This window comes from Phaeobacter sp. JH20_37 (assembly GCF_048056015.1).
In the GTDB taxonomy this organism is placed as follows: domain Bacteria; phylum Pseudomonadota; class Alphaproteobacteria; order Rhodobacterales; family Rhodobacteraceae; genus Phaeobacter; species Phaeobacter bryozoorum.
This window is the reverse complement of record NZ_JAYMWW010000021.1, coordinates 1-10,254: the sequence shown is the minus strand read 5'-3', so window position 1 is coordinate 10,254 and position 10,254 is coordinate 1. Positions and strand designations below refer to the sequence as shown.

The 10,254-nt window shown below is 58.4% G+C and carries 16 protein-coding genes; 9 read left to right on the top strand and 7 right to left on the bottom strand.

Annotated features, from left to right (window positions below; translation table 11 throughout):
* Positions 1 to 359 (top strand): type II toxin-antitoxin system YoeB family toxin (locus VWZ87_RS18180; protein ID WP_416536352.1); only part of this gene is annotated, 359 nt, incomplete at its 5' end.
* A gap of 368 nt (positions 360 to 727) precedes the next feature.
* On the opposite strand, the gene VWZ87_RS18175 is transcribed toward VWZ87_RS18180, so the two are convergent.
* Entirely contained in the window at positions 728 to 970 is a 243-nt protein-coding gene (locus VWZ87_RS18175) for a hypothetical protein (RefSeq protein ID WP_340545769.1), read from the bottom strand.
* Positions 971 to 1,123: 153 nt separating this feature from the next.
* Here VWZ87_RS18175 and VWZ87_RS18170 point away from each other — a divergent pair, with 153 nt between their 5' ends.
* On the top strand, positions 1,124 to 1,858 hold the full coding sequence (locus tag VWZ87_RS18170; RefSeq protein WP_340545770.1) for a Crp/Fnr family transcriptional regulator: 735 nt from the start codon (positions 1,124 to 1,126) through the stop codon (positions 1,856 to 1,858).
* A 65-nt stretch (positions 1,859 to 1,923) separates the two neighbouring features.
* Here VWZ87_RS18170 and VWZ87_RS18165 read toward each other — a convergent pair whose 3' ends face one another.
* The 3 genes from VWZ87_RS18165 to VWZ87_RS18155 all read right to left on the bottom strand — a co-directional run bounded on the left by VWZ87_RS18165 (position 1,924) and on the right by VWZ87_RS18155 (position 3,214).
* Positions 1,924 to 2,112, bottom strand: a complete 189-nt coding sequence (locus tag VWZ87_RS18165; protein WP_416536351.1) for a hypothetical protein — start codon at positions 2,110 to 2,112, stop codon at positions 1,924 to 1,926.
* Between the two features lie 296 nt (positions 2,113 to 2,408).
* The gene (locus tag VWZ87_RS18160) at positions 2,409 to 2,795 is read right to left on the bottom strand and encodes a hypothetical protein (protein WP_416536350.1); all 387 of its coding nucleotides are present in this window, start codon (positions 2,793 to 2,795) and stop codon (positions 2,409 to 2,411) included.
* Positions 2,792 to 3,214: a hypothetical protein gene (locus tag VWZ87_RS18155; RefSeq protein WP_416536980.1), complete on the bottom strand. Its 423-nt coding sequence runs from the start codon at positions 3,212 to 3,214 to the stop codon at positions 2,792 to 2,794. Before VWZ87_RS18155 ends, VWZ87_RS18160 begins: the two co-directional genes overlap by 4 nt.
* 368 nt (positions 3,215 to 3,582) lie before the next feature.
* Here VWZ87_RS18155 and VWZ87_RS18150 point away from each other — a divergent pair, with 368 nt between their 5' ends.
* The 7 genes from VWZ87_RS18150 to VWZ87_RS18120 all read left to right on the top strand — a co-directional run bounded on the left by VWZ87_RS18150 (position 3,583) and on the right by VWZ87_RS18120 (position 7,566).
* Positions 3,583 to 3,822 carry a hypothetical protein gene (locus VWZ87_RS18150; RefSeq protein WP_416536348.1) on the top strand — a complete coding sequence of 80 codons (240 nt, stop codon included), beginning with the start codon at positions 3,583 to 3,585 and terminating at the stop codon, positions 3,820 to 3,822.
* A 39-nt stretch (positions 3,823 to 3,861) separates the two neighbouring features.
* On the top strand, positions 3,862 to 4,248 hold the full coding sequence (locus tag VWZ87_RS18145) for a hypothetical protein (protein ID WP_416536347.1): 387 nt from the start codon (positions 3,862 to 3,864) through the stop codon (positions 4,246 to 4,248).
* An 8-nt stretch (positions 4,249 to 4,256) separates the two neighbouring features.
* Positions 4,257 to 4,718 (top strand): hypothetical protein, encoded by a 462-nt coding sequence (locus tag VWZ87_RS18140; RefSeq protein WP_416536346.1) that lies wholly within the window; start codon positions 4,257 to 4,259, stop codon positions 4,716 to 4,718.
* 13 nt (positions 4,719 to 4,731) lie between these two features.
* Positions 4,732 to 5,223 (top strand): hypothetical protein, encoded by a 492-nt coding sequence (locus VWZ87_RS18135; protein ID WP_340545777.1) that lies wholly within the window; start codon positions 4,732 to 4,734, stop codon positions 5,221 to 5,223.
* 72 nt (positions 5,224 to 5,295) lie between these two features.
* Positions 5,296 to 6,363, top strand: a complete 1,068-nt coding sequence (hflK, locus tag VWZ87_RS18130) for an FtsH protease activity modulator HflK (protein WP_340545778.1) — start codon at positions 5,296 to 5,298, stop codon at positions 6,361 to 6,363.
* Complete coding sequence (gene hflC / locus VWZ87_RS18125; protein WP_416536345.1) at positions 6,360 to 7,379, top strand: protease modulator HflC; 1,020 nt, start codon at positions 6,360 to 6,362, stop codon at positions 7,377 to 7,379. Before hflK ends, hflC begins: the two co-directional genes overlap by 4 nt.
* A gap of 19 nt (positions 7,380 to 7,398) precedes the next feature.
* Complete coding sequence (locus VWZ87_RS18120; protein ID WP_416536344.1) at positions 7,399 to 7,566, top strand: hypothetical protein; 168 nt, start codon at positions 7,399 to 7,401, stop codon at positions 7,564 to 7,566.
* A gap of 274 nt (positions 7,567 to 7,840) precedes the next feature.
* Here VWZ87_RS18120 and VWZ87_RS18115 read toward each other — a convergent pair whose 3' ends face one another.
* From VWZ87_RS18115 to tnpB, 3 genes are all read right to left on the bottom strand, one after another.
* A complete protein-coding gene (locus tag VWZ87_RS18115) occupies positions 7,841 to 8,368 on the bottom strand; it encodes a GrpB family protein (RefSeq protein ID WP_416536343.1) in 528 nt (175 codons plus the stop codon).
* Complete coding sequence (tnpC, locus tag VWZ87_RS18110) at positions 8,365 to 9,696, bottom strand: IS66 family transposase (RefSeq protein WP_416536342.1); 1,332 nt, start codon at positions 9,694 to 9,696, stop codon at positions 8,365 to 8,367. The genes VWZ87_RS18115 and tnpC overlap by 4 nt, the downstream gene beginning before the upstream one ends.
* Positions 9,697 to 9,906: 210 nt before the next feature.
* The coding region (gene tnpB / locus VWZ87_RS18105) for an IS66 family insertion sequence element accessory protein TnpB (protein WP_416536341.1) at positions 9,907 to 10,254 on the bottom strand (348 nt) is incomplete at its 5' end.

Sequence of the window (10,254 nt, the reverse complement as noted above, 5' to 3'; positions counted from 1 at the left end):
GCGATTTAAGCGGCTGGTGGTCCCGCCGGATCACTGCTGAACACAGGTTTGTATATCGCGTCAGCGGCAAAGGTGATGGACAGAGCCTTGAGATCGCCCAGCTGCGTCATAACTACTGTTCGATCAGGCTCTTCGCGACAATGCTCACGATCAAGAAAGCCTGCTCCAAGGCTTTTGCCGCAGCAATTTGTCTGGCTTCAGCCGAGGGTCTGTGGAAACTCGCCTGGTTTCTCGACGATGAGGATGTTTCAGTCGATTTTGTGGAGGCAGCCGGATCCAGGAACACTTTAGCGTCTTATACGCCGGAGAGGGCTGAATCCGCGCTTTTGTGGCGTTTTCTGCGGTGCAGCTTGAGTTGAGCACCGCCCTTCAGGCCGGAATGGCAGTCAGAAGCCCGCGTACCCCGATCGGGGCTATCATTCGCTTGATCTTATCGGCGAGGACATGGAAGGCCATCTCGGTACGGACGTTCTTGGGCGTTCGCATACGGAAGTGCGTCGCCTCATCTCCACTCAATGGTGGTTACGATGAGCCGGAAACCCGCTCTTATCAAATCGCGCTACACTGTCCCATTGGCGCTGACGTCAGACAATGTCAGATTGGACGTTACCGTCTTTGCGGCCCGTGCCACCCGGTATGTCCTGCAGGTCGGCCTGGTGGCTCCGTGCATTGCAAGAGTTGGACGAAAGCGGCATAGGCGAAGTCTATCACGCTGCGATTGAGTATATCATCCCGGCGGCCTCCGAACGGAGTTCCCGCCAGCAATGATCCGGTTGATGAGACCCGCTACGGCTCGATGCGCCTCTATCTCGCCATCAGTAACAGCTGCGTTTTCATGCGTCTTTGCAGCGTCCCGCAGGATACCCACGATCTCGCGCTCGGGCAGGAGCTTGTGATCGTTCATCGCCAGCAGCAGTGCTTCGCAGATCGAGAGGGCAGCCATTCCCGAGAAGTCTTTCTCGCTGAGCATTTTATTGTATCCTTCCGGTGACGGTAAAACATCGCGCAGCAGACTGGCCTCGCTTGTCCCAACCATCTTCGCAGAAAAATGGTATGCTGGGCTAACCGAAAGCAGTCTGTGCGCGATTGCGTCTGGAGTTTCTTTCCAGCTTGAGAGGCCCCGATGACGGATATCTTAGAAAGCCCGCTTACACGGAAGCTGCAAGTCTTCGTCGCATTGTCTGAAGATGAATTGGGCGTCTTGAAGCGTTTGCATCTGCGCCGCCGGTCCTTTTTGGCGGGGCGTGATCTCGTGCATCAGGGGCAGTCGGATCAGGCCGCTTATATTCTGGCCGCCGGTTGGGTATGTTCCTACAAGCTTCAGCCGGACGGAACCCGCCAGATCGTGGATTTCCAGATACCGGGGGACTTTATTGGATTGCGCAGCGTGCTGCTGCGCACCTCCGACCATAGCTTCGAGCCGGTCACGGATATTCAGGCGGCAGAGGTCTTTGCGGACGACCTTCTGGAAGCCTTCGAGAAGACGCCTCGCCTCGCGGCAGCAATTCTCTGGGCGGCATCACGGGACGAAGCCATGGTGGTCGAACATCTCGTAGGAGTTGGCCGCCGCGCTGCGGATGCACGCATGGCGCATTTTCTGCTGGAATTGGGGGCAAGGCTGAAGCTGGTCGGAATGGGGAGCAAGAAAGGCTACGTCTGCCCTTTGACACAGTATCATCTTGCTGACGCGCTCGGCCTAAGCGCCGTCCATGTGAACCGTGTCTTGCGGCAGCTTCGCGAACGCGGCCTGCTGACATTTCGGGACGGCCGTGTAACGTTCGGCAATTATGACGGGCTGGTAGAGTTTTCGGGGTTCGATCCGGCGTATCTGGATCAGACCGGCCCGCTCTTGAAATGAAAAAGGCCGCCCCTCCCCCCGGAACAACCTGGGGCGGCCCGATCTTCATTTAAAGCAAAGGAGTATCACGAAAGCGCTTTATTAGCCGCGTCCAGTTCCTTGTTCGTTTCGGCGTGGTTCTTTGCCGCGTGCGCCTTCTCGGCCGCCTGGTAGTGCTTCACAGCCCGGTCTTTTTTGGGGCCGGCGATTGCCTTGTCACAGGCTGCCTTGACCGAGGTCATCTTCTCGGCGGCATTGGTCTGTTCGGGTGTCATTGGATTGTCCTTTCTTGGACATTCCGAGAATAGGGCACGCAGTGCAATGCAGTCCATTTGAGGAACCGCACGCATCCCGTGCTTCTCTGCTGCTCGGAAATGAGTGCCGCCGGAGATTCGGCAGGCACGCAGCCATGTACCCATCTTCTCTGCTCCGCAGCACTGATGCAGGTTAGCTTGGGGCGGGTCCGCATCTTCTGGCTGATGATCTTTGAACGAAGAGCTCAGGAGCCGATTCACATGCCAAGAAGTGCGTTAAAGATATCGCCCCAAGGTGAGGGTTCATCCCGCTGGCATCAGGTGGTGGGGGTTTGCTGATGTGACAGCCGCAGCCACCGGCCGTTGTCCAGCAGATATGTGGACGCGCAGAGCGCCTCATAGATTGGCAAGCCTGACTTCTCCGCGAATACGCGGTAGGCGAGCACAGCAACGGCCCCTTGCCTGATTTGGCTGCGGTCTTTCATCTCCACGGTTCGCCAGCCCGTGTTTTTCTTCACATGCTCCAGGATCTGCCCGCCCTGAAGAATGCCCGGCGGATAGGGAAGTATCATCACTGCATTTTTTGCAGTCACGGTGCGGGCGCTGTCCGCGCCGCTGGTCCAGCACCGCTCCTCCAGATCCCATAGCACCGCATAGTCCTTACCATCACTGCGGTCGCCGTCCCGTGTTTTGCCTGACATCATTGGCCCGTCCCCGGAGTGCCTGTGAGTATTAACTGCAAAATCAGAAAGAGGATCGTCAGTACCGCCCAGATCAACCCAGACAAATTCGTCGGCCCGTTTTCTGCGGCGCCAGAAACAGCCATCAAGCGCTTGCGTTTGGGGAGAAGCCGGGTCAGTTTCCGCGCGAGCGTTCCGCTATCCTGCTTGAGTGCGGGCACGTCGCGGAATTGCGACAGCAGCATCTCCAGTCGCGAGCCTGCGACCTCTTTCTCCAACGCGGCAAGCGCGGCTGCCTCCTCCCAAGGTTCGAGCTCAAGCCGCGCGAGGGCCGATAGAACCGTAACAGCATTGCCATTCCGGTCCTCGCCAACGAAGGCTTGCAAAAAGCGGTCAAACTCAGGGCTGTGGGGTTGAAGAATGCCAGCGGCTGGCATCGGCATATCCTCCCTTTTTAGGTGTTCGGATCGGGAAGCGGCTGTTCCAGAAGAACCGGGCTGCCGCCTGCCGGGTAACAAGCTTCGGATAACTCCGATCATACCCGCATTGCCCGACGCACGCGCTGACGCAGATCAGCCGGTCTCCAGTCCTCTGAAGTCTAGCCGAAGGTTTGGGTCCGCGTATGCCAGAGCGGTCAGGACCCCAGCGGCGCTAACATGGGTCAGCACGCACCGCCCGGTTCCGGGGTAATGTAGGAGGGCCGCAAAGTTTGGCTGCCTCTCGGCAACCGGGATGCTGCAGCCAAGGCAGCGCGGCAGACATGCACATATCGCGGAGACCGGTGATGGCCTTGCGATCAATCAGATCCACCATGACTTTCCCGCAGCCTTTTACCTTGCCCGGATATCCGGACGAACTGCCTTCCGGCGAATACGAAGTGCTGGTCGAGGAGGAGCTTATCGAAGGGCTGAGTTTCACGGCTTACCGCAGAACGGCGATTTACCTGACCATCCACGGCAAGGGGCGTTTACCGGGCCGGACAGAGTTGCGGCCAACTACCTGGACCGACCTGGAAGCAGCGCTCGGCCAAGACCCGAAACGCAACACTTGAAGATAGCGAGGCGGCGCTTTCCCCGCTGGAGGATTCACAATGTACACTCCCGAATGGCTTAAACCCGGCCTCTACGGCGCCGTGATAGGTGGCGCATTATTAGGCATCGGCGGATTTACCTGGGGCGGCTGGGTGACCGGCGGAACGTCACACGGCATGGCCGTGACCATGTCCCGCAACAATGTAGTCACGGCTTTGGTCCCGGTCTGTCTGGACATGGCCCGAACCGATGCGGAACGCGACGCAAAGCTGGCAGCGATCAGGGCCGTTGCTACCTACCGGCAGCGGGATGCCCTCATGAAAGCCGGTTGGGCGACGGTCCCGGGAACCGAGTTTCCGGACCGGGACATTGCGCAGGCCTGTCTTGCAGCCCTTGACGTCGAAAAGTCGTCGGAGCGCCCGGAAAACACGATCAATGAAGGATGAACAGTGCCATGTTACCATCTCTGCCTGAAATGACAGATCTTGAACGGCGCGTTCTGGCCCATGAACGGATTCTCCAGTCGCTCATTGCTTACATGTCCCGCACGGAACCGCGTTTCCTTGAACACCTTAAGAAGCGTTTTGTTGAGCCAATGGCCATGGTGAGCCATGAGCATGACCACCGAAACGCGGATGATTATGCAGAGGAATTCATTCGCACCGTAATGGCTCTTGGAGAACCGCATTTGCCAAAGGCCGCAAGCTCCAGCGTGCTCGATAAGCCACTGCACAAACCGGAAGATATCCAAATTTCGACACACCCCTATCGTCCAACTGCGAAGGCGGAGCGCGTTCGTGCCCGGAAGAGGAATGGAATCTGGGAGGTCAAGGTGGACGGTGTTTTCCACGGGGACTACCACGACAAGGGCACTGCGTCAGTAGCCGCAGCCTTGGCCCGCTTGTCGCTTCGATGAGAGGACCCCACCCATGAACGAGGCAGTTAGAAAATCCATTGCGGTCTTTGCCCGGCCTTTCAACGTTCCGGGCTTCAGCGAAACGCTCCCTGCCGGAGAATATGACATTGAAACGGAACTGTGTTCACCTCCCGACAGCCTGCAGCCTGAGACTTGGAGAGCTTCTGTCGCCGTGAAGTTGCATCCCAGGGAATTCCACCCCGGGCTGGCGAGAACCTTGACCGTTTCGCTGGCCGACCTCGATGACGCCCTGGCAAAGGACAAGCTCACCGGAAAAGAACTGGCCGAATATTTCCTGGAAGAAATGCTTTCTGACCCGATGGTCCGGCTGGTGATGGTGGCCGACGGGGTCTCCGAAACTCAGCTGCGGAACCTTTACTCGGGCGGGGGCGCATCTCAGGCGCACAAAGAGGCGCCGGATGCGGCTATAGCGGGTGAATTGCCAACGGAAAATTCACCAATCCAGGCCGCGGAGAACGAAGGAATGCCGACACAGAGGGAATAAGCCGTGCGCAGGCGCCTTGGCGTCAAAGGTCTGTATCGGATGCCGGTTTGAGAGACCAGGAGAGGAAACGATATGCCCGACCAGAACGGCGGCCCAGAAGACCGCGGGCCATGGCAAAGCAGACAGAAGCGCAATCCGCCCGATATCGACGAAATTCTTCGTCAAGGCCGCGACCGGCTGGGCGGATTGCTCCCTGATGGGCGGCCCCCTGTGAAGGGCATACTGGTCGCAGGAGCGATAGTCTTGGCAGCTGTCGCGGCCTGGTCTTCATATTACACAGTCCCGAGCGACTCTGTCGCCGTTGTCCAGCGTTTTGGCAGATACACTGCTGAGGTTCCGCCTGGCCTGCATTTCAAATTCCCGCTTGGCATCGACGTTGCCACGCTGGTGCCCGTGAAACGGCAGCTGAAGCAGGAATTCGGGTTCACAACGCCGGGCCGGAGTGATCCCTTCCAGAGCCCGTCAGACGGCCGGCGCGAAACCGAAATGGTCACGGGAGATCTGAATGCCGCGCTTGTGGAATGGGTGGTGCAGTACCGGATCTCTGACCCCCTGAAATTCCTGTTCGAGGTACGCGAGCCAAGCGCGACCTTGCGCTACGTCTCTGAGTCCGTGATGCGAGAGGTTGTTGGCGACCGCACCGTTGACGAGGTCATCACCATCGGCCGTCAGGAGATCGAGAGCGAGGCACTTCTCAAAATGCAGGCTCTGTCCACGAAATACGCCATGGGTATCAGCATCGACCAGGTCCAGCTGAAGAACATCAACCCGCCGGGACCGGTTCAGGCGTCGTTCAATGAGGTCAACCAGGCACAGCAGGAAAAGGAGCGCCTGATCAATGAGGCGCGCCGCGAATACAACAAAGTCATTCCGCTGGCCGAAGGCGAGAAAGATCAGCGGATCCGCGAGGCTGACGGTTATCGCCTGAAACGCGTCAACGAGGCGGAAGGCGACGCAGCACGGTTCACCGCGCTTTTGGCCGAATACGTAAAGGCGCCTGAGGTCACGAGGCGGCGGATATACATAGAAACCCTCCAGGATGTTCTGCCCAGCATCCTGTCAAAAATCATTGTCGACGGATCGACTGCGAGCATCCTGCCGCTTTTGAACCTCGACAGGCTTCAGGAGGATCCGTCATGAACATCAGATTGGGGCTCTTCGCAGGGATTGCGGTTGCTGCCGGCGTGATTGCCTCCGGTTCCCTCTACACAGTTGGTGAAGTCGAGCAGGCCATTATCACCCAATTCGGTAAACCTGTGGGCGAACCAGTCATAACGGCCGGATTAAAGCTGAAGCTGCCCATCGTTCAGGACGTCAACCGGATCGACCGCCGGGTTCTTGAGTGGGACGGCAATCCTTCTGACATGCCCACCAAGGACAAGCTCTACATATCCGTCGATCTGTTCGCCCGCTGGAAAATCACCGACCCGTTGCAGTATTTTCTGCGGCTGCGCGATGAGCGCAGCGCGCAATCCCGTCTAGACGATATTCTCGGCAGCGAAACCCGCAATGCTGTCGCCAAACACGAGCTGATAGAGATTATCCGGACCACGAAGGGCCGGACCCCGCTGCGCGACACGCTTTTGACCGATGAGGAGCGCGCGCAGGACATAGGTTCTCTGGTTCCTATCCAGAAAGGCCGCGCACTTGTAGAACAGGAGATTTTCGCAGCCGCCTCAGAAAAGGTTCGCGTTTTTGGGATCGAGCTTCTCGATATCCGTTTCAAAAGGATCAATTACAACGAGAGTGTGCGTCCGAAGATCTACGACCGCATGATCTCAGAGCGCCGCCAGATCGCTGAACGTTTCCTTTCCGAGGGCAATGGCGAAGCCGCTCGGATCCGCGGCAACCGGGTGCGCGACCTGAACAAGATACAGTCCGAGGCGTATCGCGCCGTCGAGGAAATCCGCGGCGTGGCTGACGCCTCGGCGGCTGCGATCTACGCAAAAGCCTACAACACCGACGCCCAAGCAGCCGAATTCTATGCGTTCACCCGGACGATGCAGGCCTACAAGGACATGATTTCAGGGGGAACGACGCTGGTTCTGACAACGGACAGCGAACTTTTCAGGTTTCTGAGAGGAATGGAGACCGGAGAGCCGGCTGGGAGCACGCCTCCTTCCTCTCCCGGCCTGACGGCCGCGGCCGAACGCTGATGTATCAGAGGACAAAGAGATGACGGAAGAACCGGTGGATTTAGACGCAAGGCGAAGCGCCGAAGGCCAGATTGCGACCGATATCCGGCGGCATGCCCTTAAGGATTTCAAAGCCGATCAGAGAAAACTCCGCCTGCGGCAGGAAGAACTCGAAGTGCAGCTTCTCGCCGAACCGGCCTCTAGCTGACATGAGGCGGCCATGCCTACGTTGGGCAGCTTAACGTCGTCTGGCAGAAGCGCCCCGATAAAGTTTCGCGGCAGCCCTGCCGCCGCATCGCCGCAAGTCGGTAGTGAGCCCATGGACGAAGCCGCTCACGCGGCAATGGCGCCCGTGGCAGGCGTTCCGGACTGATCGCCATATTGGCTGCTGCGTCTGTGGTTCCGTCTGGGTCGTCTGGCCATCGTCGCTCCTTCGTCCCGGCACGCTGCCGGATCAGGGTAAGCGTCCGGTCTGACCGCCGTTACTTGTTCTGAGCGTCGATGACGGCTCTTACGAACTCGGTTTTCCGCCCTGCATATGATCCTCGGCCTTGGTCACCGAGTTCTTCTTCGACAAGCGTCTGTTTAAGGTGTTCGTATTGATGCCGGAGTTTTGGGTTGCCTCGTAGCGCGTCACGGAAGGCGATTTGATCGCGGCAATCGGCATCGTCGGGATGGTACAGGTGCAGATTGTGGGTTCTGATGTCACCATCGCGCAGCCGGATAAACAGCCGCCCGCTTCGAATGCCTCTGTCGATGTAACCCAACTTCGCAAGAGCGGTCGCAATCTGCTCTTCGTGGGTTGAGCGCATGGCAATGTCCAGGATGGGTTTTGCTGTCAGACCGGGTACTGAGGTGCTGCCGATATGGTCGATATCAAATTGCACATCTGGCAGAGCCTGTGCGATCAACGCGGCTTCTTTGGCAAACAATTCAGCCCATCTGGGGTCGTATTCGGTCAAAGACAAAGAAGCCTGACGCAGACCAAGTGCAGGACGTTCAGCAGTCATGAGATAACCTTTCCGTTTACCCAAGGCAGCAGGTCGTTCACGCGGGTGATCTTGTAGTCGGGGATGCGCGCGATGGTGTAAGCGAGCCAGGTTTGGGGATCAACGCCGTTGAGTTTTGCCGTTTCTATGAGCGTGTATGCCACGGCAGCGGCGCGGCCACCGGCGGGTGAACCGACGAAGAGGTAGTTTTTGCGGCCCAAAGCGATAGCCCGCATGGCGCGTTCGGCTGTGGTGTTGTCGAGTTCTAGGATACCATTGGCCAAGTAAGGCCTGAGCCGCCGCGTGCGCGTCAGCGCATATCGGATCGCCTGAGCGAGCGGGGATTTGCCCGATATGATCGTGAGTTGCCTACCCAGCCAATCCTGCAGGTCATCGAAGACAGGTGTGGCCTTGGCCTGCCGGATGGCAACACGCTGATCTGGCGGTGAACCACGCGCCTCTTTCTCAACGGCGTAGAGCTGGCTGATCCGCAGGATCGCTTCTTCGGCGATGCTTGAGCCCTGAGATCGATGAACATCCACGAACTTGCGCCGGATGTGGGCCATGCAGGCGACCTCTTTGATGCCGTGGTCGCGATAAAGCTCCTCATATGCAGCATAACCATCGGCGTGCATCCAGCCTTTGTATTTGCTGAGATGATCCTTCGGGTGCGCCCCGCGCCGGTCTTCGGAGAACTGATACCAAGCAGCGGGAGGCGCATCGCTGCCCCATGGCCGTTCATCACGGCCATAGACCCAAAGGCGTCCGGTCTTGGTCTTGCCCGTTCCGGGTGCGAGCATGTTGACGGGTGTATCGCCGGTGAAGACGGCCTTGCCCTTCAAGGCGTGCTTGCCGATGGCATCTGCCAGCGGGGCCAAAAGCGTTGTCGTTTTGCCAACCCAGTCCGCCAAGGTGGAACGGTCGAGATCAAGTCCATCGCGTTCGAAGATTTGGCTCTGGCGATACAGCGGCAAGTGGTCGGCATATTTGCTGACCAAGACATGCGCCAGCAACCCGGGCCCTGGGCGACCGCGTTCGATGGGGCGAGATGGAAGGATAGCCTGGGTGAACTGCTCGCAGCGTTTGCAGGCAAAGCGCGGGCGGGTGATCTTGTTCACGACGAACCGTCCCGGCACATATTCCAGTTCTTCGGTCACGTCCTCGCCGATCTGGCGCAATGCACCGCCGCATGTGCAGTGATCTTTTTGCGGCAAGAGTTCGATGTTGTTGCGTGGGATGTGGTCCGGGATCGGACGGCGCTTTGGTTTGTCCTTGGGCTCATTTGGGGGAAGCTTCATCTTGGCCGTCATCGCGGCCTCGGCCACTTCGCTTGCCTCAAGCGCCAACATGAGCTGCTTGGTCTGTTCTGAGGTCGATCCGTAGCGCTAGGCCTTTTGCCCCGCGACCTGGTGGCGAAGCTGCTCAATCAGCATGGCCGGGCTTTGATTTCGGCAAGAAGCTGGGTCGTGAACTCTTTGAGCCCTCCGTAATCTTCCGGCAATGTCATCGCTTCGGCCATCATGGCTGCAGCTTACACCATTGGATTTGCGTAAGGAATCCTAACCTGCGCGCAAAGGTCTCCAGGTTCTGCCCGGCGTGCGCCAGTCGATGCCCTCCAGAAGCATCGCCAGTTGCGCAGGCGAGAGGGACACTTTGCCTTTCTTGGTGGCAGGCCACACAAACTTGCCGCGTTCCAGGCGCTTCGAGAACAAACACGCACCTTGGCCATCCCACCAAATGATTTTGATCAGATCACCCCGACGGCCCCGGAACACAAACAGATGCCCGACAAAGGGATCGAGCTTCAGCACCTTCTCCGCCTGCACGGCCAAGGATGCATACCATCCAGTGCTACGAACGCCAGAATCGCCCCTTGGGGCGCCATGTTGTTTATTTTGTCTGGTATA